Annotated in this window: 21 protein-coding genes and 1 pseudogene; 13 read left to right on the forward strand and 9 right to left on the reverse strand. The window is 66.2% G+C overall.

Annotation, left to right across the window (positions count from 1 at the left end; translation table 11 throughout):
* Positions 1-150: 150 nt before the first annotated feature.
* The 3 genes from AC3B6A_RS13615 to AC3B6A_RS13625 all read right to left on the reverse strand — a co-directional run bounded on the left by AC3B6A_RS13615 (position 151) and on the right by AC3B6A_RS13625 (position 2,519).
* On the reverse strand, positions 151-711 hold the full coding sequence (locus AC3B6A_RS13615; protein ID WP_488403445.1) for an antibiotic biosynthesis monooxygenase: 561 nt from the start codon (positions 709-711) through the stop codon (positions 151-153).
* 112 nt (positions 712-823) lie between these two features.
* The gene (locus AC3B6A_RS13620) at positions 824-1,477 is read right to left on the reverse strand and encodes a hydrolase (RefSeq protein WP_488403447.1); all 654 of its coding nucleotides are present in this window, start codon (positions 1,475-1,477) and stop codon (positions 824-826) included.
* A 121-nt stretch (positions 1,478-1,598) separates the two neighbouring features.
* Positions 1,599-2,519: a LysR family transcriptional regulator gene (locus tag AC3B6A_RS13625; protein WP_488403448.1), complete on the reverse strand. Its 921-nt coding sequence runs from the start codon at positions 2,517-2,519 to the stop codon at positions 1,599-1,601.
* 244 nt (positions 2,520-2,763) lie between these two features.
* On the opposite strand from AC3B6A_RS13625, the gene AC3B6A_RS13630 reads away from it, so the two are divergent.
* The 8 genes and pseudogenes from AC3B6A_RS13630 to AC3B6A_RS13665 all read left to right on the forward strand — a co-directional run bounded on the left by AC3B6A_RS13630 (position 2,764) and on the right by AC3B6A_RS13665 (position 9,982).
* Complete coding sequence (locus AC3B6A_RS13630) at positions 2,764-3,654, forward strand: AraC family transcriptional regulator (protein WP_488403450.1); 891 nt, start codon at positions 2,764-2,766, stop codon at positions 3,652-3,654.
* Positions 3,655-3,774: 120 nt separating this feature from the next.
* Positions 3,775-4,338 carry an antibiotic biosynthesis monooxygenase gene (locus tag AC3B6A_RS13635; protein ID WP_488403452.1) on the forward strand — a complete coding sequence of 188 codons (564 nt, stop codon included), beginning with the start codon at positions 3,775-3,777 and terminating at the stop codon, positions 4,336-4,338.
* 106 nt (positions 4,339-4,444) lie between these two features.
* Positions 4,445-4,675 (forward strand): annotated as a pseudogene (locus tag AC3B6A_RS13640) (outer membrane beta-barrel protein); the annotation flags it as partial.
* Between the two features lie 144 nt (positions 4,676-4,819).
* Positions 4,820-5,842, forward strand: coding sequence for a LacI family DNA-binding transcriptional regulator (locus AC3B6A_RS13645; RefSeq protein WP_488403453.1), 1,023 nt, complete (start codon positions 4,820-4,822; stop codon positions 5,840-5,842).
* Between the two features lie 63 nt (positions 5,843-5,905).
* Positions 5,906-6,685 carry a sugar phosphate isomerase/epimerase family protein gene (locus AC3B6A_RS13650; RefSeq protein WP_488403454.1) on the forward strand — a complete coding sequence of 260 codons (780 nt, stop codon included), beginning with the start codon at positions 5,906-5,908 and terminating at the stop codon, positions 6,683-6,685.
* Entirely contained in the window at positions 6,678-7,628 is a 951-nt protein-coding gene (locus tag AC3B6A_RS13655) for a sugar kinase (RefSeq protein WP_488403456.1), read from the forward strand. Before AC3B6A_RS13650 ends, AC3B6A_RS13655 begins: the two co-directional genes overlap by 8 nt.
* 66 nt (positions 7,629-7,694) lie before the next feature.
* Entirely contained in the window at positions 7,695-8,987 is a 1,293-nt protein-coding gene (locus tag AC3B6A_RS13660; protein ID WP_488403458.1) for an MFS transporter, read from the forward strand.
* 11 nt (positions 8,988-8,998) lie between these two features.
* Positions 8,999-9,982, forward strand: a complete 984-nt coding sequence (locus AC3B6A_RS13665) for a 2-hydroxyacid dehydrogenase (protein ID WP_488403459.1) — start codon at positions 8,999-9,001, stop codon at positions 9,980-9,982.
* Between the two features lie 105 nt (positions 9,983-10,087).
* Here AC3B6A_RS13665 and AC3B6A_RS13670 read toward each other — a convergent pair whose 3' ends face one another.
* The gene (locus tag AC3B6A_RS13670) at positions 10,088-11,647 is read right to left on the reverse strand and encodes an MFS transporter (protein ID WP_488403461.1); all 1,560 of its coding nucleotides are present in this window, start codon (positions 11,645-11,647) and stop codon (positions 10,088-10,090) included.
* A 143-nt stretch (positions 11,648-11,790) separates the two neighbouring features.
* Here AC3B6A_RS13670 and AC3B6A_RS13675 point away from each other — a divergent pair, with 143 nt between their 5' ends.
* The gene (locus AC3B6A_RS13675) at positions 11,791-12,675 is read left to right on the forward strand and encodes a LysR family transcriptional regulator (protein WP_488403463.1); all 885 of its coding nucleotides are present in this window, start codon (positions 11,791-11,793) and stop codon (positions 12,673-12,675) included.
* Positions 12,676-12,818: 143 nt separating this feature from the next.
* Here the strand turns inward: AC3B6A_RS13675 and AC3B6A_RS13680 are convergent, their stop codons facing one another.
* The 5 genes from AC3B6A_RS13680 to AC3B6A_RS13700 form a co-directional block, all read right to left on the reverse strand.
* Entirely contained in the window at positions 12,819-13,775 is a 957-nt protein-coding gene (locus AC3B6A_RS13680; protein ID WP_488403465.1) for an AraC-like ligand-binding domain-containing protein, read from the reverse strand.
* Positions 13,776-13,921: 146 nt separating this feature from the next.
* Entirely contained in the window at positions 13,922-16,006 is a 2,085-nt protein-coding gene (gene capA / locus AC3B6A_RS13685; RefSeq protein ID WP_488403467.1) for a caprolactamase subunit alpha, read from the reverse strand.
* A gap of 13 nt (positions 16,007-16,019) precedes the next feature.
* Positions 16,020-17,699 carry a caprolactamase subunit beta gene (capB, locus tag AC3B6A_RS13690; protein WP_488403599.1) on the reverse strand — a complete coding sequence of 560 codons (1,680 nt, stop codon included), beginning with the start codon at positions 17,697-17,699 and terminating at the stop codon, positions 16,020-16,022.
* Positions 17,700-17,918: 219 nt separating this feature from the next.
* On the reverse strand, positions 17,919-19,094 hold the full coding sequence (locus AC3B6A_RS13695; protein WP_488403469.1) for a porin: 1,176 nt from the start codon (positions 19,092-19,094) through the stop codon (positions 17,919-17,921).
* Positions 19,095-19,158: 64 nt separating this feature from the next.
* Entirely contained in the window at positions 19,159-20,487 is a 1,329-nt protein-coding gene (locus AC3B6A_RS13700) for a purine-cytosine permease family protein (RefSeq protein ID WP_488403470.1), read from the reverse strand.
* A gap of 441 nt (positions 20,488-20,928) precedes the next feature.
* On the opposite strand from AC3B6A_RS13700, the gene AC3B6A_RS13705 reads away from it, so the two are divergent.
* From AC3B6A_RS13705 to AC3B6A_RS13720, 4 genes are all read left to right on the forward strand, one after another.
* The gene (locus AC3B6A_RS13705; protein WP_488403471.1) at positions 20,929-21,963 is read left to right on the forward strand and encodes an ABC transporter substrate-binding protein; all 1,035 of its coding nucleotides are present in this window, start codon (positions 20,929-20,931) and stop codon (positions 21,961-21,963) included.
* A 268-nt stretch (positions 21,964-22,231) separates the two neighbouring features.
* Positions 22,232-23,800 carry a PucR family transcriptional regulator ligand-binding domain-containing protein gene (locus tag AC3B6A_RS13710; RefSeq protein WP_488403473.1) on the forward strand — a complete coding sequence of 523 codons (1,569 nt, stop codon included), beginning with the start codon at positions 22,232-22,234 and terminating at the stop codon, positions 23,798-23,800.
* 162 nt (positions 23,801-23,962) lie between these two features.
* On the forward strand, positions 23,963-25,246 hold the full coding sequence (gabT, locus tag AC3B6A_RS13715; RefSeq protein WP_488403474.1) for a 4-aminobutyrate--2-oxoglutarate transaminase: 1,284 nt from the start codon (positions 23,963-23,965) through the stop codon (positions 25,244-25,246).
* Between the two features lie 45 nt (positions 25,247-25,291).
* Entirely contained in the window at positions 25,292-26,746 is a 1,455-nt protein-coding gene (locus tag AC3B6A_RS13720; protein ID WP_488403476.1) for an NAD-dependent succinate-semialdehyde dehydrogenase, read from the forward strand.
* Positions 26,747-26,785: the final 39 nt, after the last annotated feature.

The following is a 26,785-nucleotide window of genomic DNA, read 5'->3' on the forward strand; positions in this document are numbered from 1 at the left end:
CCCCTCGGGATTCGGATTGGCTGTAGCCAGCAGCGCCGGACAGCGGCAGGACGGACAGCAGGACCCCTGCGGTTCCGAGCACGGAGCTGGCGGTGAGAAAGTGGCGTCGGCTGGGGTTGGACGGGTCTTGGCTCATCGGGTGCTCCTCGGTCAGCGAATGCGCAGCCAGCCGGCGAAACAGCGCTCGGCCGCAGGCAGGAACAGGTAGGTCAGTAGCACGGCGTTGCCGAGGGTGACGAACAGCGAGCCGAGCAGATAACCGTCGAGCCAGGGCATCCTGACGACTAGCAGATGCCAGAGCAGCGGCAGGACGAGACCTGGCGGCAGCAGGGCGCAGAAGGTTATGCAGGCTTGCTTCCAGAGAGCGGGACGGATGGGGGCATGCGCCGTACGCCAGAGCGCACCCTGATCGGGGCTGGCATGCGCCTCCTGGGCGTCCAGCAACGGTGCGATCTTTTCAAGCATGTGGCGGCGCTCGTCCGAGTCGAGCCAGGTCTGCAACTGGCTGCTACTGGCAAAGCGCAATACGCATGTGAAACGGTGCCGGCCGTGCTCCAGGTCATGCACCACATCAATGCCAAGATGGCCGGGGTAACCCCTGCAGACAGCACTGATCTGCCGCAGCCAGCGCTGGTACTCCCGTTCATGCCCCTGCTTGATGCAATGGCGGACCAGGAGCGTTGCGATGTTCCCGGGCATCTCGGTAGTCATCACCCGCCCTCATCGGACCATGACCCCGTCAGCGAGACGGGAGTGGTCCAGCCGGTTTGAGCTAGCTGCCAGGTTCCGGCAGAAGGGCATTGCCCTTCTGCCGGCGAGGCGTTTAGTGGCCTTCGGAAGCGTTGAACATGGTCTTGGCGTAGATCAGGCCCAGGCCGTAGGCGCCACCATGCTCGATGGAGGTCTTCACGGTCTCGTTGTAGGTTTCCCCGCGGGCCCAGTCGCGTTGCAGTTCCAGCAGGTATTGCAGAGCGGTCATGGGCCGCGCACCGAGCTGAATCATGCGCTCCATGGCGCGCTCGTGGGCTTCGTCGGAAACATCGCCACAGGCGTCGGCGATCACGTAGACCTCGAAGCCCTGGTCCAGCGCGGAGAGTGCCGGGCCGACGATGCACACCGAGGTCCAGAGGCCGGCGAGGACGATCTTGTCCTTGGCGAACTTGTTGACCTCGACCGCGATACGCGGGTCTTCCCAGGTATTCATGCTGGTGCGGTCGATGACGTTGTGCTCGGGGAAGACCGACCTGATTTCATCGAAGATCGGGCCGGAGAAGCTCTTCTCCGCAACCGTGGTAAGGATGGTCGATACCTTGAATTCCTTGGCCGCCTTGGCCACCAACGCCGCGTTGTTGCGCAGGGTGACGGCGTCAATGGACTTGGTGGCGAAGGACATCTGCGACTGGTGATCGATCATGATCAGGGTGTGATCGGTCGGGCTCAGCAGAGTCCGGCCGGGAGCAGCTTTCGCGATTGCCATGACAAACAGTCTCCAGTTAGGTGTGGAGCACAGACTGTGGATCTGCAGGCATTCGTTGGTCTTGTAGCGATGCGCGGATTTGGAATGTTTGTGCGGTAGGCCGGTGCCGCTCGCACAGGCTTCAGTCGTCGAGCATTGCCCAGGGGGCGCTTGCCAGGTGTTCGCAGAGGAACTCCAGGACGGTGGTGACTCGGGCCGGGCGCAGGGAACCCGGGGGAGTGACCAGGTTGATGTCGATATTGGCTATTTGCCAGTCGCTCAGCACCTCTTCCAGCTCGCCGCTGTTCAGGGCGTCCCAGACGATGAATTCCGGCTGGAGCGCCAGGCCTTGGCCGGCGAGCAGCACCGGACTGATGATGTCGGCATTGTTGCTGCTGAGCCTGCCGCGTACCGGCACCAGGTATTGCCCTTGAGTCGGATGATTGAACTTCCATACATCCGGTGTTGGCAGGTTGCTATAGAGCAGGCAGCGGTGATGCTGCAGGTCTCGCGGGTGGTCCGGTCGACCGTAAAGGTCGAGGTATTCCGGCGTGGCCACCAAGGGACGGCGAACTGCGCACAGTCGACGGGACCTGAGGCTTGAGTCGGGCAATTCGGCGATACGCAAGGCGATGTCGAAGCCTCCGGCCACCACATCGAGCACCTGGTCGTCCAAGTGGAGATCAAGGTCGATTTCCGGGTAGCGCTGGAGAAATTCCGGAATCAGCGGAGCCAGATACTTCAGGCCGAATGACATCGGGGCCGTCATGCGGACGCGGCCGGATGCCGTGGCTGCCTGGGCAGAGATTTCGGCCTCCGCGGCGCGCCCTTCGTCAAGGATCCGCGAGGCGCGTTCCAGGGTCTGCATCCCGCTGGTCGTGAGGGAAAGCCGACGCGAGGTGCGGTGGAACAAGGGAGTGCCCAGGCGGCGCTCCAGGCGTGCGATCGCTTTCGACACCGAGGGCTGGGAGATACCCAGCGCTTCTGCGGCGCCCGCGAAGGAGCCGCTATGCGCCACTTGCGCAAAAATTGCCCAGGCCTCTAAGTCCGGAAGATTCTTCATGCAAGATTCGGAATGGATGGAATTCCATTCATTCTATTTGTTGCTGGGCGAGCTCTCAATATCATGGGCCTCGAGAGGGCCGGGGAAGCTCGACGGCACAGCGTCTATGCTCCTGAATGTCGTCTCGTTGAAATAGTGAACTTATATACCCTGCTTCAGATGCATTGGCCTGCAATGCTCCGTCTGAGGTGCAGCGCAGCCTCTCCGGCAACCTGGTTAGACGATTCGATTTAAGGGGTAAGCCATGCACTTGACCAAGATAGCAAGGCAGGCAAACGCCCGAGTTGAGCAGGGAAGGACGCCAGCGGCACTCGACATCGGGAACTATTCAATCCTGCGCAAGAGCGAAGCACGTCCGGATTCAGGGGCGGTGCTGAAGATCCCCTGCGACGATGCTTTTTCAGTCATCGTTCAGCTCCGCGATTTCGCGTCACACCGGCTTTGGCGTGGCAGTCGCCTGGTGTATCAGGGCGGCTACGTTCAACAGAGTATGTCTATCGCCTACCTGGGGGATGAAATTCGCTGCCAACATCTCGCGGCGTACGACAATCTCCGGTTCACTCTGCCCGTCACCGTACTGAACGAGCTGCGTTATGAGTCGGGAGTCAGCACGCCCGCCGCGTTCGACAGAATCACGGGGCGTGTCGATCCCGTTGTCTATCACCTGTCCCAGGCCCTGCTGCCGGCAATGAATATGCCGGGCCAGGTGAATCAACTCTTCATCGATCAGGTGATGCTCGCACTGTGCACGCACCTTAACGCTCACTACAGCGCGGTGCCGCTTCCTCGTGAGTCTTCCAAAGGGCTGTCCGACTGGCAGTTGCGACGTGCCAAGGAGCTGATTGCCAGCCAGCTGAGCGAGGGGGTGTCCGTGGCCCGCCTGGCTCAGGAGTGCTCTCTGTCTCGTTGTTATTTCACGCGTGCTTTCAAGCTCAGTACGGGAATGTCGCCGCATGACTGGCTACTGCGGATGCGCGTGGAAAGGGCCAAGGAGTTGATGCGTGACTCCCATCTGGGCCTGTCGGAGATAGGGCTGGATTGTGGCTTTGCCGATCAATCGCATTTCTCCCGGGTATTCCTCCGCCTGGCAGGCATGTCCCCAGGAAACTGGCGCCGGTTCCAGCGCTCCTTGTGACAGCGAAGCGCACAGGGATACCAAAGTGGCACATCGCTGCAAGACGCGTTTGCAAGGCGCCTGTAAGCATGTGCGGAAGCCCTCCGTGGTGGGGGGCGAAGCGCGCAACGGGAGAAGGATATGAGTACCGAGGTTTCCGGCGAAGTGGTGACGCTGCTGGTACGTCATTGCGTCAGCGGCGAGAGAGCGGACGAGTACGAGCGCTGGTTGCGGACTACCGTTGGCGTCGCCAAGAGCTTTCCTGGCCATCTGGGCGTCGATGTGATGCGCCAGCGTGATGGTGACCGGCATCGCTTTGTCTCCGTACTGCGCTTTGCCGACGCCGAACATTTGCAGGGCTGGCTCAGCTCCAGCGAGCGGCGCAGGCTGATCGAGGAAGTCGCGCCTCTGCTCATTGATGGGGATCGTACCGAGGCCAACGCCGAGCGGGAGTTCTGGTTCACCCCCGGCGAGGCCGAGCGCCAGCCTCCACGCTGGAAGCAGGCGTGCGTTACCTTTCTCGTCATCCTGCCGCTGACACTGATCGTGCCGCAGTTGTGGCGCCCCTTGTTCAACTGGTCACCCTGGACGGGGGGCTATGTACAGAGCAACGTGCTGATCACGCTGACCATCGTTCTGCTGGTGGTGTATTGGTTGATGCCAATGGTCACGAGATGGTGCTCGAGCTGGCTGAATGCTCGTTGATGTAGTCGCTCGCCTTCTTCCGAAAAGGACCTGGAGGAGGGCCGCGTCGTTGGGATGACTGGTGCCGTGCACCCGTCATCGACCTTTCCCCTGAGGGCGGCGGTGGTTCCATTATCGCAAGGACCTGACCTTCTCCGTTCGCGGCGAGCACTTCCGCGACCGCGGTGACTTCAACGCCCTGACGATGGGCTTTCGCTGGGATGCCATGCGCCACATCAGCATCCGCCCCGAGCTGCGCTACGACTGGTTCGATCCCATCGAACACGACCGCGTCTACGGCAACGGCCGTGACCGCACCCAATTGACCGGCCTGGTCGAAGCCCTCGTGTACTTCTGATCCACAATCGACGCTCACTCCCTCCATGCCCATGGCGGCAGGGGAGCGCAGCGTTGCTCTTCAATTTGACAGCGGAGCGCTTCCCTGATTTATTGAAACCGGTTTCATCCACCGTCACCGACAATAATCACAAAGGGACCCTCGATGAACGACATGCCGCATTCCTCCCGGGAGCGGGTCACCATCAGCGAAGTGGCGCGGGCCGCTGGCGTGTCCAAGGCCACGGTGTCCCGTTACATCGGTGGCGATCGCCAGTTGCTGGCCGATGCCACCGCGCAGCGCATCGAAGAGGTCATCACCCGCCTGGGCTACCGTCCGAATCAGATGGCCAGGGGCCTGAAGCGAGGGCAGACGCGGCTGATCGGCATGCTGGTGGCGGACATCCTCAACCCTTATTCGGTGGCGGTGATGCATGGCGTGGAAACCGCCTGCCGCCAGCACGGTTACAGCCTGGTGGTGTGCAACACCAATCGCGACGACGACCAGGAACGCCATCACCTGATGGCGCTGCAGTCCTACAACGTCGAGGGGCTGATCGTGAACACCCTCGGCCACCATCCTGGCGAACTGCTCAACCTGCAGCGCGACATGCCCATGGTCCTGGTGGACCGCCAGATCCCCGAACTGAACGTCGACCTGGTCGGCCTCGATAATGCCGACGCCATCGAACAGGCCCTGGACCATCTGCAGGCGCGCGGTTACCGCGACATCCTCGCGGTCAGCGAGCCCCTGGACGGCACCAGTTCCCGCGTCGAGCGCGTGCAGGCGTTCGGTGCCTCCATCAACCGTCGGCCGGGCATGCGCGGGCAGGTGCTGGAAATCGCCGGCGACCTCGAAGGCCGCGTCCGCGCCTTCCTCGGCTCCGGCGGACATGGTCCGCAGGCGCTGTTCACCTTCAACGGCGTGGCCACCCTGGCGGCCACCCGCGCCTTGCGCGAGCAGGGCTACCGGCTGTTCGAGGACGTCGGCCTGATCGCCCTCGACGAACTGGACTGGTACCCCCTGGTCGGCAGCGGCATCACCGCGCTCGCGCAGCCCACCGAGCGCATCGGCGTGACGGCCTTCGAATGCCTGCTGGATCGCCTGCGCGGCGACGGGGCGGCGGCGCGGCGCATCGATTTCAAGCCAGAACTCATCATCCGAGGCTCCACCCACCCACGCGACTGAGCAGGGCAGCGCTCCTGCCTTGTGTTCGGTCGAAAATGAAACCGGTTTCATAGGATAACAACAATGCTTCCGAACCCTGTTTCCATCAGCCTCTCCAGCTACGGCGCCGACCTGGTCCGGCAGCGCGGGCAAGAGGCTTTCCTGGATCTGCTGGCCAGCGCCGGCGCAAGCCGCGCCGAGCTGCGCGAGGAACTCTTCGATACCGCACCGGACACGGCAGCGCTGGCCGCCACCATGGATGCGCTGCGCCTGGAATGCCTGTATTCCTCGCCCCTGGAACTGTGGACGGCGGACGGCCAGCCGGACCCGCGCCTGCCGGGCCGGCTGGAACTGGCGCGCGCCCTCGGCGCGGTGGCACTGAAGATTTCCCTGGGCCATTACCGCCCAGCCTGCGACGTCGCGGCCCTGCGCCCGTTGCTGGAGCAGGGCGGGCCCTTGCTGCTGGTGGAGAACGACCAGACGCCGCAAGGCGGGCGCCTCGAACCGCTGCTGGGGTTCTTCCAGCGGGCCGAGGATATCGGTCTGCCACTGGGAATGACCTTCGATATCGGCAACTGGCACTGGCAGGGCGAGTCCCCGCAACAGGCGGCCCGCCAGCTCGGACGCTGGGTGCGCTACGTGCACTGCAAGGCCGTGCGGCGCCGGGAGGATGGCCGCCTGGTGGCGGTACCGCCCCAGGCGGCGGACCTGGATGAATGGGGAGCGCTGCTCGCTTGCTTCATGCCGGGGGTGACTCGCGCCGTGGAGTTCCCCCTGGAAGGCGATGACCTGCTGACGCTGACCCGTGCGCATGTCACCAGCCTTGCGGGCCTCGGCCGCGCCCGGGAGGTGGGCCATGCCTGAACAGGAAGTGCTCTGCTTCGGCGAAACCATGGCCATGTTCGTCGCCGAGCAGGCCGGAGACCTGGCGGACGTGGGGCAGTTCGGCAAGCGCATCGCCGGCGCCGACAGCAACGTCGCCATCGGCCTGGCGCGGCTCGGCTTCGGGGTGCGCTGGCTGAGTCGGGTCGGTGACGACTCCTTCGGCCGCTTCGTGCTCGCCAGCCTGCGCGCCGAAGGCCTGGATTGCTCGGCCGTGGAAGTCGACCCGGCGCATCCCACCGGTTTCCAGCTCAAAGCCCGTTGCGACGACGGCAGCGACCCGGCGGTGGAGTACTTCCGCCGTGATTCGGCTGCCAGCCGGATGTCGCCGGCGCTGATCCGTCCGCAGCTGCTGCGGGCGCGTCACCTGCACGCCACCGGCATTCCCCCGGCGCTGTCGCCGAGCTGCCGGGCACTCTCCCACGCGCTGCTGGATGCCATGCGCGCCGCCGGCCGCAGCGTTTCCTTCGACCCCAACCTGCGTCCCTCGCTGTGGCCCGACCGCGCCAGCATGGTCCGCGAGATCAATGCGTTGGCGCTGAAAGCCAACTGGGTGCTGCCGGGCCTGGAGGAGGGCCGTCTGCTCACCGGCCGGGAAACGCCTGCGGATATCGCCGCTTTCTACCTGGAGCGGGGCGTGGAACTGGTGGTGATCAAGCTGGGAGGCGAGGGCGCCTACTTCCGCCATGCCGGGGGTGAAGGCCGGGTGGCCGCGGTGCCGGTGCCCCGGGTCGTGGACACCGTGGGCGCCGGCGACGCCTTCGCCGTCGGTGTGATCAGCGCGCTGCTGGAAGGCCTCCCGCTGTCGCGGGCGGTGGCCCGTGGCAACTGGTGCGGGAGTCGCGCCGTGCAGTCGCGTGGCGACATGGAAGGGCTGCCACGGCGGCACGAACTGGAGGAGCAAGACCGGCGCAGGAACGCCTGAACCTTTCGAACGCCGGCGCAGCCGGCACCTGCTGCAACAAGAACAACAAGCTCAGGAGACAAGACAATGCAATCGACTGGCCTCGCCTCGCGCCGCTGGTGGTACATCATGCCGATCGTGTTCATCACGTACAGCCTGGCGTACCTCGACCGCGCCAATTACGGGTTCGCCGCCGCCTCCGGGATGGCCCAGGACCTCCACATCACACCGGCGCTGTCCTCGCTGCTCGGCGCGCTGTTCTTCCTCGGTTACTTCTTCTTCCAGGTGCCCGGCGCCATCTACGCCGAGAAACGCAGCGTGAAGAAACTGATCTTCGTCAGCCTGATCCTCTGGGGCGGCCTGGCGACCCTGACCGGCATGGTCAGCGACGTCTACCTGCTGGCGGTGATCCGCTTCCTGCTCGGCGTGGTGGAGGCGGCGGTGATGCCGGCAATGCTGATCTACCTCTGCCACTGGTTCACCCGCGCCGAGCGTTCGCGCGCCAACACCTTCCTGATCCTGGGCAACCCGGTGACCATCCTCTGGATGTCGGTGGCGTCCGGCTATCTGGTGCAGCAGTTCGACTGGCGCTGGATGTTCATCATCGAAGGCCTGCCGGCAGTGATCTGGGCCTTCTTCTGGTGGCGCCTGGTGGATGACCGCCCGGCCCAGGCCGGCTGGCTCAGCGCGCAGGAGAAGGCTCGCCTGGAGGAAGCCCTGGCCGCCGAACAGCATTGCATCAAGCCGGTCAAGAACTACCGCGAGGCGTTCCGCTCGCCCAGGGTGATCATCCTCTCGCTGCAGTACTTCTGCTGGAGCATCGGCGTGTACGGCTTCGTGCTCTGGCTGCCGTCGATCCTCAAGCAGGCGGCCAACCTGGATATCGTCCAGGCCGGCTGGCTGTCGTCGCTGCCCTACCTGGCGGCGGTGATCGCGATGCTTGGCGTGTCCTGGGCCTCGGACCGCCTGCAGAAGCGCAAGCGGTTCGTCTGGCCGCCGCTGCTGATCGCGGCGCTGGCCTTCTACGGCTCCTACGCGCTGGGCAGCGAGCATTTCTGGCTGTCCTATGCGCTGCTGGTCATCGCCGGGGCCTGCATGTACGCGCCCTATGGTCCGTTCTTCGCGATCGTACCGGAGGTGCTGCCAGGCAACGTCGCCGGCGGCGCCATGGCGCTGATCAACAGCATGGGCGCGCTCGGCTCCTTCACCGGCTCCTGGCTGGTCGGCTACCTCAACGGCGCGACCGGCGGCCCCGGCGCTTCCTACCTGTTCATGTGCGGCGCACTGCTGGTGGCCGTGGCGCTCACCGCTGTGCTCGACCCCTCGCAGAAATCCGGCCAGGCCGACAGTCGATCCTCCCGCCTGGCGACAAGCCAATAGGAAACCCTGAAATGAAAAAACGCATCGTCCTCTACAAGCGCCTTTCCGACGAGCTGATGGCGCGCCTGGAACGGCATGCCGAGGTGATCCTGGTGGATGGCCCGCAAGGCGGCGGCCTGGCGCGTCTGCGTGATGCGCTGCCAGGCGCCCACGGCCTGCTCGGCGCCAGCCTGCGGATCGACGCCGGGCTGCTCGACCTGGCGCCCCGGCTGGAAGTGCTGTCCAGCGTGTCGGTGGGGGTGGACAACTACGACATCCCGGAGCTGACCCGGCGTGGCGTGCTGCTGACCAACACCCCCGACGTGCTCACCGAAACCACGGCCGATACCGGCTTTGCGCTGATCCTCGCGACCGCGCGGCGTGTGGTCGAACTGGCGGACTGGGTACGCGCCGGCCACTGGCAGGCCAGCCTCGGACCGGCGCATTTCGGCAGCGACGTGCACGGCAAGACCCTGGGCATCGTCGGCATGGGGCGCATCGGCGAAGCCCTGGCGCGCCGCGCCGCCGCCGGCTTCGGCATGCGCGTGCTGTACCACAACCGGCGGCCTCGGCCGGAGGTGGAGGCGCGCTACGGTGCCCGCCACCTCGGCCTGGACGAACTGCTGGCGGAGGCGGACTTCGTCTGCCTGACCGTGCCGCTGACCGTCGATACCGAGGGACTGATCGGTGCGCGCGAACTGGCCCTGATGAAGCCCGAGGCGATCCTCATCAACATCGCCCGTGGACCGGTGGTGGATGAGGCCGCGCTGATCGAGGCGCTCCGTCAGCGGCGAATCCGCGGTGCAGGCCTGGATGTCTTCGCCCGGGAACCGCTGCCGGCGGACTCGCCGCTGCTGACGCTCGACAACGTCGTGGCCACGCCGCACATCGGTTCGGCCACCCATGAGACCCGCGAGGCCATGGCGCGCTGCGCCGTGGAGAACCTGCTCAGCGCCCTGGCCGGCGAGCGTCCGGCGAACCTGGTGAACGAGGCCGCCTGGGCCGCCCGGGCGTGAGGCAGGCGAGGGCGGAGCAATCCGCCCTCGCGCTCCTCATGCGCAGGCAGCATGACGAGCCAGGTCAGAACGGGCCTTTGAGCAGATATTCGCGGCTCCGCTTGGTTAAAGCCTGCTGCGCGCAACGGTCCAGGAGGCCGGCTCCGGCGTCAACGCGGGCAGCGGCTTGCCCAGCAGCCAACCGACCAGCACGGCGAACGCCAGAGCCGCCACGCCGGCCACCTGCAGCAACGTCTCGAAACCACCGATGAAGGCCTGCCGCGCCAGCGGCGCCAGGGCCTCGCGCAGGGCCGGGTCGACCAGCGCCAGGGCGGCCGGCAGGTCGCCGGCGGCGACCCGGGTGGCCATGTCCGCGGCCTGGTCGAGCTGCGCCGGCGCCATGCTGGCGAGGGCCTCGCGCAGCAACTGGGCGCTGCGTGCGGCGAGCACGCCGCCGAGGATGCCGATGGCCAGGACGATGGCGCCGAAGCGCGTGGTGGTGCTCAGGCCCGAGGCCATGCCGGTACGCTCGCGGGGCACGCAGGCCATGATGTTCTTCTGCGTGTCGCCGTTGAGCAGCCCGGCGCCGGCGCCCAGCACCAGGCTGGCCAGGGCGAAGGCGAGGTAGCCGCCGTGGGCCGCGGCCCCGGCGCACAGCAGGTTGCCGGTGCCGACCAGCGCCAGCCCCAGGGCGAACAGCTGCGCCGGGCTCAGGTGCGCGGCCAGGCGCAGGCCCAGACGCGGGGCCAGCAGCATGGCCAGGGCGAAGGGCAGCATGCCGGCGCCCGCCTTGATGGCCGTCATCTGCAGGCCGTTCTGCAGGTACAGCGGCAGCAGCGTCATCATCACCTGGGCGCAGGCGGCGTAGGCGAACATGCCCAGCAGCGCGCCGATGAAGCGCGGGCTGCGCAGCAGGCGCAGGTCGACCATGGGCCGCGCCTGGCTGCGCTCCACCAGCACGAACAGGCCGAGCAGGAAGCCGCCGAGCAGCAGCCGCGCCAGGGTCGGCGCGCTGTCCCAGCCGGCGCGGTTGGCGTCGATCAGCGCCCAGATCAGGAAGCCCAGGCCGCCGGCGAAGGTCAGGCTGCCCAGCGGGTCGAGGCGCGCGGCGGCGCTGTCGCGGGATTCCTCGATGCTGCGCAGGGCCATGGCGCCCAGCAGCGCCACCAGCGGCAGGTTGAGGTAGAAGATCCAGCGCCAGCCCAGGCTCCCGGCGATCAGCCCGCCGAGCAGCGGCGCGAAGGTGATGGTGGCGCCCATGCAGGCGCCCCAGAAGGCCCAGGCGTGCAGGCGCTCGCGTGGCTCGTGGAAGCGCTGGCCGATGGCGGCCAGCGCGGAGGTCAGCAGTAGCGCCGCGCCGAGGCCCTTGGCCGCCCGCGCCAGGTCGAGGAACAGCAGGCTGGGCGCGGCGCCGCAGGCCAGCGAGGCGGCGCCGAACAGCACCAGGCCGAGCAGCAGCATGCGCCGGCGGCCGAAGCGGTCGGCCAGGCTGCCGGCCGGCAGCAGGCAGGCGGCGAAGGCCAGCAGGTAGGCGCTGACCACCCATTCGATATCGGCGAAGGAGCCGGACAGGTCGCGGGCGATGCTCGGCAGGCTGACGGCGACTATGTTGGTGTCGAGGATGATCAGCGCGCACACCGCCGAAGCGGTCAGCAGGGTGAAGCGCGCGGAAGGGCGGCTGGACATGGCAAGGCTCCGGAACGTGGCCGGGCGCCGGACTTTGCCGCGCGGCGCCGGCCTTGTAGTGTTGCCGCCAAGGTAACGCCAGTGCGCGCCGGGCTTGTTAGCCGCGGCGGTTCGCATCATTAGCCCGCAGCTAACGAGGCCCCATGGAAATCCGCCATTTCCGCTACTTCATCAGCGTCGCCCGCCACGGCCACTTCACCCGCGCGGCCGAGCAGCTGGGCATCGCCCCGCCGACCCTGAGCCGGCAGATCCAGGACATGGAGAAGGAGCTGGGCGTGCGCCTGTTCCAGCGCAGCCAGCGCGAGGTGCGCCTGACCGCCGCCGGCGAGGCGCTGCTGGCCGAGGCCGAGCAGGCGGTGCGCCAGTTCGACGCCGCGCAACTGGGCGCGCAGCGCGCCGGGCGCGGCGAAGCCGGGCACATCGAGCTGGGTTACGTGGCTTCGGCGGCCTATTCCGGCGTGCTGCAGCGCCAGGTGACCGGCTTCGCCGCCGAGTACCCGGCGGTGCAACTGAACATCCGCGAGGCGCCCATGGCCGAACTGCCGGCGCTGGTGCGCGACGGCCAGCTCGACCTGGCCTACGTGCGCTCGCCCATGGAGCTGCCGGCGGAGCTGGAGGCCATCCGCCTGCACAGCGAGGGCTTCGTCCTGGCGTTGCCGGAGGCTTCGCGGCTCAACGAGCTGGCGGATATCCCCGCGACGCGCCTGGCGGGCGAGACCTTCATCCTCCCCGAGCAGATTTCCGGCACCCTGGAGGTGGCCGCCCAGGGCGGCTTCGTGCCGCGCCTGGGGCCGCAGCCGGGCAGCCTGGTGGCGGTGATCGCCCTGGTCTCGCTGGGCCAGGGCGTGGCGCTGGTGCCGGAGTCGGTGGTGCGGCGCATCAGCCTGCCGCAGGTGAACTACCGGCACGTCGCCGGCAGCCAGGCGAGCTCCTGGCTGTCGCTGTTGCACCGGCGCTTCGAGAAGGCGCCGGCGGTGGCGCGCTACATCGAGCGGGTGCGCCTGGCCTCGGTCCAGGCGCGCCGCTAGGGCGGCGCTCGCCGCTGGCCACCCGTCGTTCGGGCCGGCTGGCGGCGCTGTCGCTCCGGCAACAGCGGATCGACAATCTGCCGCCTGCGCAGCATCCGACGGGTCAGGGCCGAAGCAGGCCGGGGGCGTGCGCCGGCGAGGACTCAGTGGGTGATGGAGCTGCGCACTTCCCGGGCGGTACAGCCGAACTGCTGGCGGAAGGCGCGGGTGAACTGGGCCTGGTCGCCGAATCCCCAGCGGAACGCCAGTTCGCCGATCGACAGGTGGCATTGCGGGTCGCGCAGCTGGCGGTGCACGGCCTCCAGGCGTTGATGGCGCACCCATTCACCGAGGGTGAAGGGCGTGCTGGAGAAGAGCTTGTGCAGGTAGCGCACGGAGAGGCCGCAGGCGCTGGCGATGGATTGCGGTGACAGGTCCGGGTCCCTGAGGTTCCGTGCCACGTACTGCTCGACGCGGGTGAGGTGCAGGGTGCTGATGTTGGAGCCCTCGCTGCCGAGCACCCTCTCGTCCTGCTGCAGGGCCAGCAGCAATGTCGACAGCGTTTGCTCCAGCAGCAGGTGACGGGCCTCCGGCGGGCAGCTGTCGAAGTGCCGGGCGCAGAGATCGAGCTGCTCGACGAACACCCGGCCCAGGCCCTGGGCGGCGTTGAAGCAGTGGCGGGTGTAGCGCTCGGGGCCGTACAGGTGGCCCTTCAGCGCGCGCTCGGGGAGCTTGAGCACCCAGAGGTCGTTATCCGCGCCGTAGTGGAAGCGGTAGGGCGAGTCGCCCCGTTCGATGATGAATCCGCCGGGGCTGCAGCTCAGCTGGCGGCCGTCCTGCTCGAAGTGCACGTCGGCGCGGCATGGCACCGTGACGAGGTAGAAGGCGTCGCGGTCCTGGCCGATCTGCGCCTTGCTGCGCGAATAGCCCAGCTCGCTGGAACGCAGGCGCGACAGGCTCAGGGCGGTGCTGGGGGTGCTCCAGCGCTGCAACTGGCCGTCGAACGGGCGGTCGCCGGCGAATTCCAGGCTCAGTGCGAAATAGGTGTCGCTGATGGCCTCGGCCCAGCGCGCCTGGCGCTCGGGTTGCGCCCAGCTATGGGTCGATAGTTCTTGGGGCATGGTTCGTCCTTTTTCAAACGGGGCAGTCTTGGAAAAAGGAACTGCAAGCAAGCTACTCAAGCAGCTCTTGTTATTGTCAAACTGCCCGGCAGCGCAGGGCTGCCGGGCAGGGAACACGCCGATGATCGACGTGGCGGTACGCAACATCAAGCGCCGCGCGTCACCCGGTAGGTAGCGGACGGCTCCAGGGTCGCCTGCCAGCCCGGGGGCACCACGATGTTGGTGGTGTCTTCCTCGATCACGCAGGGGCCTTGCACGGTCTGTCCCGGCAGCAGGCGGTTGCCGTTGAACACGGCGGTGGACTGCCAGTCGCCGTCGGCGCTGAAGAGCATCGGCCGCAGGCTGTCCGGCACCACGCGCGGCGGGTCCTGCGGGCCTTGCAGTTCCGGCTGCGGCGGGCGCGGCAGGTGGCCGATCACCGAGCACTCGAGGTTCACCAGTTCCACCGGGCTACCGGCCTCGCTGTAGGAATAGAGCGTCTGGTGGCGGACGTGGAAGGACTCGATCAGCGCCTGCAGCCCGGCGTCATCCAGCTGGTGCTGGGCAAGCTCCACGCTGCACTCGTGGATCTGCCCGAGGTAGCGCATCTCCAGGGTGTAGTGGCAGCTGCTGGCCTCGTCGCTGAAGCCGTCGTTGCGCAGGTTCACCTGGCCCTGCTTGCGCAGGTCGGCGAGGGCGCGATTGAGCTGGGGCAGGTCCACGTGGTCCCGGTCCAGGCGCATCGGCAGGCTGGTGAGCTGGTCGTAGCGCACGTCCGAGAGGATCTGGCCGAAGGCGCACAGGCCCGAGGCCACCTTGGGGATCAGCACGGTGTGGATGCCGATTTCCTCGGCCAGGCGCACCACGTGCATGCCTGCCGCGCCACCGGCGCCGATCAGGGCGAAGTCGCGGGGGTCGTGGCCGCGCTCGATGGAGACGCGGCGGATGCCGTTGACCATGTTCAGGTTCACCAGGGTGGTGATGCCGAAGGCCGCGCGCTCGACGCTGATGCCCAGCGGGTCGGCGATCCGGCTGCGGATGGCGTCCAGCGCCGCCTGGCGGTTGAGGCGGATGCTGCCGCCCAGCAGGGCGCCATCCTGCAGGTAGCCCAGCGCCAGGTTGGCGTCGGTCACGGTGGGTTCGGTACCGCCCTTGCCGTAGCACACCGGGCCCGGCTTGGCGCCGGCGCTGCGGGGGCCGACCTGGAGCATGCCGAACTCGTCCAGATGGGCGATCGAGCCGCCGCCGGCGCCGAGGGTTTCCACCTGGATCATGGGCACGCCGATGCGCTGGCGGAGGAAGTCCACGTCCTTGCTGAAGTTGGTGCGGCCGGCGTTGGTCAGGGTGATGTCGAAGGAGGTGCCGCCCATGTCGACGGTGATGACGTTGTCGATGCCGAAGGGCCGCGCCACCGAGAGGCCGGCCTGGGGCGCCGAGGCCGGGCCGGAGTTGATGGCGTTCACCGCGCGGTCGCGCATCACGTTGCCCGGCGCCAGGCCGCCGTTGGACTGGAAGTAGCGCACCGGCTGCTGGGCGCCGAGCTCCTCGAACAGGGCATCGATGCGCTCCACGTAGCGGGCCATCACCGGGCTCAGGTAGGCGTTGACCACGGTGGTGGAGGTGCGGGTGTACTCGCGGATCTGCGGGAACACGTCGACCCCGGTGCAGACGAACACCCCCGGCAGGGCGGCGCGCACCAGCTCGGCGGCACGCTTTTCGTGGCTGGGGTTGCGCACCGACCAGACGAAGGAGATGGCCACCGCCTCCACGCCTTCGGCGCGGAAGTAGTCGATGGCCTTGCGCACCGCGCGCTCGTCCAGGGGGCTGTGCTCGCGGCCGTCGCCGAGGATGCGGCCGCCGATGGGGCGGCGCAGGTGGCGCGGCACCAGCATGTGCGCCGGCGGGTAGTCGGCGTCGTAGCGGTGGCCTTCTTCCTTGTGGCCCAGGCGGATTTCCAGGCTGTCTTCATGGCCCTCGGTGCAGAGCAGGCCGACCTTCACCCCGGTGCGTTCGATCAGGGCGTTGAGGGCGACCGTGGTGCCGTTGATGCACAGGTCGCAGTTGGCGATGATCTCGGCCGGCGAGCGGCCGGTGGCGTCGGCGATCTGCGCGAGGCCCGCGCGGATGGCCAGGGTGCCGTCCTGCGGGGTGGACGGGGCCTTGAACAGCTGCACGCCGCCGTCGCGGTCGGCCAGGATGAAGTCGGTGAAGGTGCCGCCGGCATCGATGCCCAGGCGATATTGGTTACGCATGTCGTATCTCCGGTCAGAACTGGCCGCGGGCGGCGCGGGTGGCGGTTTCGTCGAGGTGGCCGTCGGCATCGAGGATCACGCCGTATTCCAGGGCCGCGCCCTGGGGCGAGACCAGGCCGTTGCGGATGTCCTGCAGGACCGCGGCCACCGGGCGGCGCAGCGGGTCGCCGTAACCACCTCCACCGGGATTGATGTTGATGATCCGCTCACCGGGCTGGATGGTGAGCATGGGGTTCTGGATGTAATGGGCTTCTTCGCCGTCGGCCATGCGGTGGATCAGCCGGCCGAGCTTGGGCGCCAGCAGGCTGTTGCGTGCGCCGGCGGCGCCGGCGGTGGGCAGCTGGCGGCCTTCGCCGAAGCCGACCACGGTCATGGCGTGGTCCAGGGGCTCGATCTCCAGGCGGGTGCCGGAGCCACCGCGGAATTCACCGGCGCCGCCGCTGTCGGCCATCAGGCTGTAGCGGTGGATCAGCACCGGGTAGGCGTGCTCCAGCAGCTCGATGTCGCCGCTCATCAGCGCGCCGAAGCAGCACAGCGGGCCGCAGGCGTGCCAGCCGTCCATCACCTTGTTGGCGCCCGCCCCGGCGATGATCGAGGCCAGGACCATGGTGACGTATTCGCTGTTGGCGTTGCGCGGGTCGTGGCCGGCGATATTGATGCCGCTGGCGTGGCCCCAGGAGGCGGTGACCCGCTGCGGCGAGGCCTGCTCCAGGGCCAGGCGCACGGCATCGGCCAGGGTTTCCATCGGCGTGGTGGTGCAGTTCACGTGGGGCGCCGGTTCCTCGGCGTTGCACAGGGTGCCCCTGGGGCCCACGTCGACGGTCACGCAGCGGTACAGGCCCTCGTTATAGGGCGGGGCGACCTGGGCGAACATCATCAGGCCGAGGTAGACGCCGGAGACCGAGTTGCCCTCGTAGGAGTTGATGAAGTAGGGCACCTGGGGCGGGCTCTCGATACGGATGTGCGCCTCCTCGCCACGGATTTCCACATGGGCGGTGATGGCCAGTTCGCCCAGGCCGTGGCCGGAGTCCTCGAGCACGGCGGTGCCGCTGTAGTGGCCGTCGGGCACGTCGCGCAGCAGGGCGCGCATGTGGCGGTCGGCCATGTTCTTCAGTTCCGCGATGCAGGCGCGGACCTGCTCCACGCCGTACTTGTCCAGCAGCTCCAGCAGGTGGCGCTCACCGACCAGGCAGGCACCGTACTGGGCGTTGAGGTCACCCTCCTGGTAGGGGCGGGCGCGCATGTTGGTGAGCATCAGGTTGATCACGTCCTCGCGGCGCTTGCCGTTCGCCCACAGCTTCACCGGCGGGATGCGCAGGCCTTCGGCGTAGATCTCCTTGGCGTCGGGGTTGTAACCCGCCGGCACCGGGCCGCCGACGTCGGTGAGGTGGCCCTTGCAGACGGTCCAGAACACCAGCTCGCCCTTGTGGAACACCGGCTTGTACATGCAGCAGTCGAGAATGTGGCTGCCCTTGTAGGCCGGGTCGTTGTGGTAGATCACGTCGCCTTCGGCGATATCGTCGCCGAAGAATTCGGCCACGCACTTCATCGCGGGGATCAGCGAGCCCAGGTGGATCGGGATGTCCTGGCCCTGCAGGATCATCTCCGGGAGATGGTCGAACAGGGAGTTGGAATAGTCATGGGCCAGGTTGAACACACTGGAGCGGCCGGTCTTTTCCAGGGTCAGGGTCATTTCGCGCTGCGCTGTTTCCAGCGCGCCACGGACAACCGCAAGGGTGATGGGATCAACTGTTTTCATAAGGCACCAACGTTTGTTCTTGTGCTTCGGGTGAGAGCCACCTCGGGCGGCCCTTGCTGCATACGCTAAGGCCTGGACGGGGTGGCTGGCTTGTCGCTGGGTGTACCCCTTGTTGCGTTTGGGCGCACTTGGCGGAGCGCGCCCCCGCCGGGGTCAGAAGTAGTAGCCGATGTTGCTGTACAGCTGGTTCTCCCAGTGGCTGGTGCCACCGGAGCCCAGGCTCTGGGTGTAGCTGCCGCCGCCTATGTAGGGGTCGTTGCGGCCGTGCAGCCATTCCAGGGCGATCCACAGCGGGCCGAGGCTGAACGAGGTGCCGGCGATGAAACGCTGGGAGTCCTTGAAGGCGGATTCGTCCTTGTCGAACAGGCTGTAGTTGGCATAGAGCTTCACCCCCGAGAACCAGCCGTACTGGCCCGGCAGGCTGTAGCTGAGGTCGGCGACGTAGAGATTGCCCTTGGCCGCGACATTGAAGGTGCCGTCGAAGCTGCCGAAGCTCACCAGGCGGTCGTCGCCGGGGTTCTGTGGCGTCATCTGCTGGCGCGCCGCCAGGCCCTGGAGGCCCCAGGCGCCGTGCTGCGCGGTGGCGTGCAGGGCTGCGGCGACGCGGTGGCCGTCGCGGTCGGTGTCCTGGTTCTCCAGCGTGGAGCTGAGCAGCGAGGCACCGAGCTCGCCATTCCAGCCACCGGCCTGGTAGCTGCGCGCGACGCGGCCTACCAGGATGTCCTTCTCGTGGTTGTCGCTGCCGTCCACCACGTAGGCGTCGGCGCTGGCGACGCTGGTGCCGTAGGTCCGGCCGCCGCGGCTGGTGCCGCGCCCCTGTTCCGCCGGGATCGGGTAGTAGGCCGCCTGCAGATCCCAGTCGCCCTGCCTGGCCAGGTACTTGAAACCGATGTTCTGGGTATCTTCCAGGCCGATCACGTTGCCCAGGGTCTCGAAGAAGGTGCTGCCGAAGTAGGGCGCCAGGCCGAAGGGAATGGCGGTCTGGCCGACCTGCAGCTGCTGCCCGGGGGTGAAGCGATAGCCGATCCAGGCGTACTCGGCGAAGGCGATGTCGCCGATCCGGTCGGTGTACTCGTAGGGATAGGCATCGCCGTAGAAGCGGTATTTGGCGGCGGCGATCCAGGTGTCCGAGTGGTAGTCGGCGGTGAGGAAGAAGGTGTCGAAGCTGAACTTCGAGAGGTCCCGGTCGGGGTCGTAGTCCAGTCGTCCGCGCACGGCGCCGCCGAGGTCGAGGTGGTCGGTGATCTCCACGGCACTGGCGTTCTGGGCCAGGCCGAGGGCGAAGAGGGTTGCGCAAATCGAGATAAGCCGAGTGCGTTGCAGGTGCATGGACCGCTCCGTTGTTGTTCTTGTGGTGGCAGGTGAGGAGGCCGCCCCGGCGGGCGGCCGGGTGTCAGCCGAGGTTGCCCTGGGGCTGGGGCCGGCGTAGCAGCAGGGGCGCCGCAAGGTAGGTGAGGAAGGCCACGATGAAGGCGGCCGGTGCCGCGGCGGTGGCCAGGCCCGGGTCGCCGGAAAGTTGCAGGGCGATGCCGGAGGCCGCCGACAGCAGCCAGGCCAGCAGGCCGCGGGCGCGGAACGCCGGCAACTGCTCGAGCCGATAGCGCGCGACACGGGTGAAGAGCAGGTGCGCCAGGGTGATGGCGACCCAGCCGACGATGAACAGGCTCTGGTAGGCCAATGCCTGGAGGATGTAGCTGAACACGTCGAGCAGCATCAGCAGGTAGACCAGCGCGCCGGTCAGGAGCGCCCAGGCCACATAGGGGACCCGCCGCAGGCCCAGGTGGGCGCAGAAGGCCTGCAGGTTGGTGGCGGCGAGGAAGAAGTTGCCGGTGTTGATGCGCGTCTGGCTGATCCACACGAAGAGCAGGCCGCCCAGGCCCATGAGCTGGATGATCGCCAGCACCACCGAGACCTCGCTCAGGCCGCCCTCGGTGGGTATGGTGGCGGCGAGGAAGATGCCGACCAGGCCATTGAGCAGGAAGGCCACCGAGTAGAAGGGCATGCCGAAGTTGATCCGCGCGTGGTAGCGGCTGTCTTCCGGCTTGCCGAAGCGGGCGTAGTCCCAGGTGTACATCATCAGCACCCAGACGCCCATGAAGTAGGTGAAGCAGTTCCACCAGCCGTGCGCCACCGGCCCGCCCTTGGGCGCCAGGCTCAGCCAGGCGGAGGAGTAGCCGTATTCGCCGATAGCCATGGCCACGGCCGCCACCAGGCCCAGCAGGTAGAAGGGCAGCAGCACGCCGTTGAGCTTGTCGAGCCAGCGCATGGCGTTGCCGAAGATCAGCAGCACGCTGTAGACCACCACCAGGAGAAAGGCGGCATGCGGCTCCAGCCCTGGCAGATAGTGGTGCAGCGCGACCGCCATCACCGAACCCTCGAAGACGCTGTAGTAGATGGCCGTGGCGCTGAAGATCAGCGTGGCCAGCGCCGCGCCGCTGCGGCCGAACAACACCTGGGAGAACTGGGCGACGGAAAGCCCGCTGGCAATGGCGTGACGGGCGATGACAGCGTTGATGGCGCCGTAGCTGAGTACCGACAGCACCAGGCCGATCAGCGCGTTGAGGGTGCCGTAGCCCATCGCCAGGGCGGCGGCGACGACCAGGTAGAACATCGCGCTGCAGATGCCCCACCAGGCCATGGTCAGGGACCCGCGGCCAAGCCGCTGGTCCTCGGGGATCGGTTGTTCGGGAGTCGTTTGCGTGTTGGAGAGTGCACCAGCCATGACCGTAACCCTTCTTGTAATGGAGTAGGACGCCGCAGAACTGTAAGGAAAAGCCCTCGGCCGAGATTGGCGTTTGGCGTACGTGTTTTTGCGTCTGAGCGTACCGTCAGCGCGGCGTGCGCTCTGGCCCGGAGACTGCGTCCTGCGAGGGGGTTGCACGGGGAGGGCGACAGGGTCGAGGCTTTCCACTTCGCATAGCAATTTGCGCCTCGGTTCTACTGCTTGGGGTAGGTGGTTGCGCAGGGGAGGGATTGCATAGGATCAACCAGGACAGCCAGGTTCCCGCAATTCAGGTTTTCCTGACCGCATTACCACCCGGATCTCGGCCGTACTGGCCGCGAACACAACGGGGGTCTACTCGCCACAACTGATCTGTCTGTCTTCCTAATTCTGCCTTTTTCTAATTCAAACAATTACTTGCAGCTTTATAGGAGCGCGACAATGAAGGTAAAAGCACTGGCTCTAGTGGCATTGGGCGGGCTGACGATCGCAGGCCAAGCCATGGCGGAAAGCGTAACCGTCATCTCGTACGGCGGCGCAAGCAAGGAAGCCCAGGTAGGGGCGTTCTACAAACCCTTCGAGAAGGAGTCCGGCAAGCAGGTGATCGCCGGCGAGTGGAACGGCGAAATGGCCAAGGTCAAGGCCATGGTCGACACCAAGAGCGTCTCGTGGGATGTGCTGGATGTCGAGGACACCGACCTGGTGCGGGGATGTGAAGACGGATTGTTCGAGCAGCTCGATTATGAGCGGCTGGGCATCAAGGCGCCCTTGGTCAAGGGCGCGCAAACCGACTGTGGTGTCGGCATTTTTGTCTGGTCGAATGTTCTTGCCTACAACGCTGACAAGCTCAAGGTAGCGCCCACCGGCTGGAAGGACTTCTGGGACCTGAAGAAATATCCCGGCAAGCGCAGCCTGCGCAAATCGGCACGCGGGGCGCTCGAATTTGCCCTCATGGCCGATGGCGTAGCGCCCGCCGATGTCTACAAGGTGCTTTCCACTCCGGCCGGCGTTGACCGCGCCTTCAGGAAGCTCGATGAAATCAAGCCGAGCATCCAATGGTGGGAAGCCGGCGCGCAACCGCCGCAGTACCTCATGTCGGGTGACGTGGTCATGAGTTCGTCCTACAACGGCCGAATTCACGCAGCCCAGGAAAGTGGCGCCAACCTGAAGATTGTCTGGGATGGAAATCTCTACCAGTTCGATGACTGGGCCATCCCGAAGGGAACGCCCAATCTGGACGCGGCCTATCGCTTCATCTCGTTCGCCATGCAGCCGGAACAGCAGAAGCTGTACACCGAAAAAATGGCCTATGGTCCTTCCAACACGGCTGCCGCCGCATTGCTGGACAAGAAACTGGCCAGCGAGTTGCCGACCGCTCCCGAGAACATGAAGAACGCCGTCCAGATGAACGTCGAGTTCTGGACCGAGAATGGCGAGGCGCTCGAGCAGCGTTTCATGTCCTGGGCAAGCCGATAGCAGGAAGTGACACGTCAGCCAGGAGCGCAATGCCCTGGCTGATCTTCCTCTCAGGGCAGGGAGGGGCAGGGCGCCAGGCCCCGGATCGACAAGCCCCTTCTGATATGTCCGTGGTTGTCGGTTGCCGGGCGCAGGCCCGGAACGTCGGCGGCCTGCATCCCGCGGAATGGCTGGCCAAGGCCCCGAGCCGATCCCGCGCCGGCAAAGTGTCGGAACCGGTCCCGGCACGACGCTATGATTGAGCGACCAGCGGACTGAAAGGGTATCCATGAAACTCGCCATTGCCATCGAGCACACGGTTTTACGAGAGGCCACTGTCGTTGCCGGAGGCGGCGCGATGGATCGTGAAATCACCTGGGTGCACATCGTCGATCACCCGGAAATCACCAACTGGTTGAAGCCGGGGGAACTGCTGCTGACCACCGGCTACAACTGGCCCGAGGATGACCAGACGTGCCGCGAGATGGTCCGGGGCTTGAGCCGGATCGGCCTGGCCGGCGTGGTTCTGGCAGTACCGTATTTCAGGGAGCATTTCACCCCAGCGGCGATCGACGAGGCGAACCAGTGCGACTTGCCACTGCTCGAGCTGCCGTGGGAAGTGCCGTTCAGTGAAATCACCCATGATGTGCTGGCCCGCATCATCAACGTGCAGGCGGAGATCATTCGACGCTCGGATCTCATTCACCGGGCGCTGACGGCCGCGGCGATCGATGCCAACAACCTGGAAGGCCTGGCCATCGCCCTGAAGCAGTCACTGGACAAGCCCGCCACGATCGTCTCGGCGAACGGTACCCTGCTGGGGACCTCGCGCACCGACTGCCGTGAGGCCGAGGAACGCGAGGTCATCAACAGGCTCACCCTGCGCGAGTCACTGTCCAACGCGTTCCACTCCAACGCCCCGACGCTCTTCAATGAATCGCATGGACTGCGCAGGGCGCGCCTGGGCTGCCCGATCCGCTCTCGCGATGAAGTCATCGGCATCGTCTGGCTGGACTGCGCCGAGGGCGAGTTCGAGGAGCTGGACTCCCGCGCCCTGGAACATGCCGCCGTCATCGCGGCGCTGCATCTCACCCATCAGCGGGAGCTGTCCGATCAGGAGACGCGCCTTGGCTATGCGTTCGTAGCCGGCCTGCTCGAAGGCAAGTTTTCAGCCACCCCGAGCGCCATCGAGCGCGCGAAGGCCTCGGGCTGGAGCGAGAACCGTGATTACCGTGTGTGCCTGCTCCTGCTCGATGAGCCCATCCCGTTGAGCATGGACGGATTCAATCGCCGTACGCGCAGCGCCGGGCGGATCTCGCAGGTCATGCAGGGCCTGGGCGTCCCTCCGCTGATCTGCGTTTCACTGAACCAGATCAGCTTCCTGCTGCCTGCCGAGGTAGCCCCTGAAGGGGTCTGGAAATCGATCAGGGACGATGGCGGAGCCCTCGCCGTCAGCCGGGTGCACCAGGGAGCCTCGGGGATGGCCCTTGGTGCGGAGGATGTATCAGCGCTGGTGCCGCTGCTGCGACCGGGGAGGCTGCATGACTTCGATGAAGTGCTGTTCCCCCGCGCCTTGATGGGGGACGAGGATGCCCGGCGCATGCTGCTGGAACGTTTGATTGTGCCCCTGGAAAACCCCAAGCGCGGAAACTCGTTGATCGATACCGCCCTGTGCCTGGCGGCCGAGGGATTCCAACTGCTCAATACCGCCAGGGCCCTGGACATTCACATCAGCACCCTGCGATATCGCGTGTCGCGCATGGAGGAGATCCTCGGCATCTCTTTCGAAAATCCCGACGACCGCTTCAAACTGCAGGTTGCCGCGCAGATGTATCGGTTGCTCTCGGAAGACCGCTGACCGGACTCCGAGCCTCCAGGCGCAGGCCGGCCAGCAGTTCCGGCCTCCGACGCCATCTCCTATTTTTGTGCCAGGTTTTCTTGCCGGCCTGCTTCTCCGAATAGGTATTTGGCGCTTTGAGGGGTGGATAGCATGGCTTCACCGTCACAAAAGGTGATTCCCATGTCCTCCAATCAGTTTTCGTCTATCGCAGCTCGCAACCAACACGTATCCAACGGTGTGGCCGTCGCGCACCCGATCACCCTCAACCGCGCCGCCGGTGCCTACGTCTGGGACGACCAGGGCAAGAAGTACCTGGACTTCGTCGGCGGCATCGGCGTGCTGAACGTCGGGCACAATCACCCCCGGGTCGTTGAAGCCGTCCGCAAGCAACTGGATGTCTTCTCGCACATCTGCTTCCAGGTCGCCGCGTACGACCAGTACGTCGAGCTGGCGGCCAAACTGAACAAGCTGGTTGGCGGCAACGAGCACTACAAGTCGGTATTCCTGACCACCGGCGCCGAAGCCGTGGAGAACGCGATCAAGATCGCTCGCGGTCACACCAACCGCCCGGGTGTGATTGCCTTTCGCGGCGGCTTCCACGGCCGCACCCTGATGGGCATGACCCTGACCGGCATGAGCCAGCCGTACCGCCAGAACTTCGGTCCGCTCGCTCCCGACGTCCACCACGTGCCGTACCCGAACGAATACCGTGGCGTGACCACGGAGAAGGCGCTTGAAGCCCTGCAGGAAGTGTTCGACACCCAGATCGCCGCTGACCGTGTCGCCGCCATCATCATCGAACCGGTGCAAGGTGACGGCGGCTTCGTCGCCGCGCCCGTCGAGTTCATGCGCGCCTTGCGCAAGAAGACCGAAGAGCTGGGCATCGTGCTGATCTGCGACGAAATCCAGACCGGTTTCGGCCGCACCGGCAAGCTGTTCGGCTTCCAGCATTCGGGCATCCAGCCTGACCTGGTGACCGTTGCCAAGAGCCTGGCCGGTGGTCTGCCGATCTCCGGCGTCGTGGGGCGTGCTGAAATCATGGACGCGCCAAAACCGGGCGGCCTGGGCGGCACCTACGGCGGCAATCCGCTGGGCTGCGCCGCTGCCCTGGAAGTCATCAAGATCTTCGAGACCGAGAACCTGCTGGAACGCAGCCAGGCCATCGGCGCCCAGCTGCTGGAAGGCTTCAAGTCTTTCGAATCCCGCTTCAGGAGCATCGGCCACGTCCGCGCCACCGGCGCCATGGCAGCCGTCGAGTTCGTCTCCGACCGTGACTCGAAGGCACCCGATGCCGCGCTGGCCCAGCGCATCATCGACGCCGCCCGTGAAGAGGGCCTGCTGGTCATCAAGTGCGGCATCTATCGCAACGTCGTTCGCTTCATCTGCCCGCTGGTTACCTCCGAGCAGGACGTTGCCGAAGCGCTGCGCATGTTCGAACGCGCTCTGGTCGCAGCGAACGCGTAAGCCGCGTCCGCATTCGCTGAACAACATTTCGCTGGAGTGTATTTCGTGAATAACAACGTAACCGTAGCCTCTGGTGCCGATTGGGTGCTGCCTTCGCTTGCCGGCGGCGCCGCCGCAGGTGGCTTCTACGAGGTCATGAATCCTGCAACCCAAGGTGTCTTCGCGCGCGTCCCGGACTGCCGTGCTGAAGACGCGCAGTTCATGGTCGAGGCTTCCGTAGTCGCCTTCGACGGTTGGAAGCGGACCACCGCCTTCCACCGTAGCCAGTTGCTGCGCAAGTGGTTCGATCGCATCGTCTCCGGGGCGGAAGAAATTGCCTCGGCCATCAGCCAGGAAATGGGCAAGCCCATCAAAGAGGCGCTGGGCGAGGTGATGTACGCTGCCGGCTTTGCCGAGTGGTATGCCGAAGAGGCCAAGCGCCTTTACGGCGAGACCTTCGCCAGCCAGCACGAGAACAAGCGCCTGTATGCCAACCGTCAGCCGGTCGGTCCGGTATTCGCGGTAACTCCGTGGAACTTCCCGGCGGCCATGATCACCCGCAAGGTCGCGCCGGCCCTGGCAGCTGGCTGCACCGTGATTGTGAAGCCCGCCGAGCAGTCGCCGATCACCGCGATCCTGCTGGAGAAATACTGGCGCGAGGTCGGTGGGCCGGAAGGCACCTTCCAGGTGATCACCTCGAACCAGGCCGCTGCCGTCTCGGCTGTCTTCTTCAAAGACCGGCGCATTCGCAAGCTGACCTTCACCGGCAGCACCGAAGTTGGCGTGCTGCTGTACCGCCAGTCCGCAGAAACCATGAAGCGCGTGTCCCTGGAGCTGGGCGGCCATGCACCCTTCATCGTCTTCGCCGATGCGGACATCAAGCGCGCGGTCGACGACATCATGGCCTGCAAATTCCGCAACGCCGGCCAGACGTGCGTGTGCACCAACCGCATCTACGTCCACAAGTCGATCAGCGGGCAACTCGTCGATGCCTTGGCCGCGCGCGTGCAGGAACTGCGCGTTGGAGCCCCTTCCGACAGCAGCACCCAGATCGGCCCGCTGGTCGACGAGCAAGGCCTGCGGAAGGTCAGCGAGCACGTCGAAGACGCCATCAGCCGTGGTGCCAGCGTAGTCGTCGGGGGTCGTGCCCTGGGCGGCCTTTACTACCAGCCAACCGTCCTGCGCAACGTTGCCCCGGGCATGCGCATCCTTGAGGAAGAGACCTTCGGCCCGGTGGCTCCCATCATCGAATTCGACACGGTCGATGAGGTGGTTGCCGCTGCCAACGACACGCCGTACGGCCTGGCGGCCTACCTCTGGACGCGCGACCTGGATACCGCCCACCGCGTGTCCGAACGCCTGGACTACGGCATCGTGGGCATCAACGACGGCGCGCCGTCGACGGCTCAAGCCCCGTTTGGTGGAGTGAAGATGAGCGGCATCGGTCGCGAAGGTGGCGCCTGGGGCATCCAGGAATACCTCGATACCAAATTCATCTCTGTCGGCCTCGAGCCGCTCTGAGTCTGGAGTCGCTACAGGCCACTGACGTCGGTTCTCCTT

The organism is Pseudomonas sp. B12(2026) (genome assembly GCF_057767015.1).

What these genes read in the sequence shown, in the direction of transcription:
- AC3B6A_RS13620 (WP_488403447.1), bottom strand. Translation starts at nt 1,477, where the DNA reads ATGGCAATCGCGAAAGCTGCTCCCGGCCGGACTCTGCTGAGCCCGACC.
- AC3B6A_RS13635 (WP_488403452.1), top strand. Translation starts at nt 3,775, where the DNA reads ATGAGTACCGAGGTTTCCGGCGAAGTGGTGACGCTGCTGGTACGTCAT.
- AC3B6A_RS13665 (WP_488403459.1), top strand. Translation starts at nt 8,999, where the DNA reads ATGAAAAAACGCATCGTCCTCTACAAGCGCCTTTCCGACGAGCTGATG.
- AC3B6A_RS13680 (WP_488403465.1), bottom strand. Translation starts at nt 13,775, where the DNA reads ATGCCCCAAGAACTATCGACCCATAGCTGGGCGCAACCCGAGCGCCAG.
- gabT (WP_488403474.1), top strand. Translation starts at nt 23,963, where the DNA reads ATGTCCTCCAATCAGTTTTCGTCTATCGCAGCTCGCAACCAACACGTA.
- AC3B6A_RS13675 (WP_488403463.1), top strand. Translation starts at nt 11,791, where the DNA reads ATGGAAATCCGCCATTTCCGCTACTTCATCAGCGTCGCCCGCCACGGC.
- AC3B6A_RS13695 (WP_488403469.1), bottom strand. Translation starts at nt 19,094, where the DNA reads ATGCACCTGCAACGCACTCGGCTTATCTCGATTTGCGCAACCCTCTTC.
- capA (WP_488403467.1), bottom strand. Translation starts at nt 16,006, where the DNA reads ATGCGTAACCAATATCGCCTGGGCATCGATGCCGGCGGCACCTTCACC.
- AC3B6A_RS13615 (WP_488403445.1), bottom strand. Translation starts at nt 711, where the DNA reads ATGACTACCGAGATGCCCGGGAACATCGCAACGCTCCTGGTCCGCCAT.
- AC3B6A_RS13645 (WP_488403453.1), top strand. Translation starts at nt 4,820, where the DNA reads ATGAACGACATGCCGCATTCCTCCCGGGAGCGGGTCACCATCAGCGAA.
- AC3B6A_RS13705 (WP_488403471.1), top strand. Translation starts at nt 20,929, where the DNA reads ATGAAGGTAAAAGCACTGGCTCTAGTGGCATTGGGCGGGCTGACGATC.
- capB (WP_488403599.1), bottom strand. Translation starts at nt 17,699, where the DNA reads ATGACCCTGACCCTGGAAAAGACCGGCCGCTCCAGTGTGTTCAACCTG.
- AC3B6A_RS13630 (WP_488403450.1), top strand. Translation starts at nt 2,764, where the DNA reads ATGCACTTGACCAAGATAGCAAGGCAGGCAAACGCCCGAGTTGAGCAG.
- AC3B6A_RS13655 (WP_488403456.1), top strand. Translation starts at nt 6,678, where the DNA reads ATGCCTGAACAGGAAGTGCTCTGCTTCGGCGAAACCATGGCCATGTTC.
- AC3B6A_RS13700 (WP_488403470.1), bottom strand. Translation starts at nt 20,487, where the DNA reads ATGGCTGGTGCACTCTCCAACACGCAAACGACTCCCGAACAACCGATC.
- AC3B6A_RS13660 (WP_488403458.1), top strand. Translation starts at nt 7,695, where the DNA reads ATGCAATCGACTGGCCTCGCCTCGCGCCGCTGGTGGTACATCATGCCG.
- AC3B6A_RS13650 (WP_488403454.1), top strand. Translation starts at nt 5,906, where the DNA reads ATGCTTCCGAACCCTGTTTCCATCAGCCTCTCCAGCTACGGCGCCGAC.
- AC3B6A_RS13670 (WP_488403461.1), bottom strand. Translation starts at nt 11,647, where the DNA reads ATGTCCAGCCGCCCTTCCGCGCGCTTCACCCTGCTGACCGCTTCGGCG.
- AC3B6A_RS13710 (WP_488403473.1), top strand. Translation starts at nt 22,232, where the DNA reads ATGAAACTCGCCATTGCCATCGAGCACACGGTTTTACGAGAGGCCACT.
- AC3B6A_RS13625 (WP_488403448.1), bottom strand. Translation starts at nt 2,519, where the DNA reads ATGAAGAATCTTCCGGACTTAGAGGCCTGGGCAATTTTTGCGCAAGTG.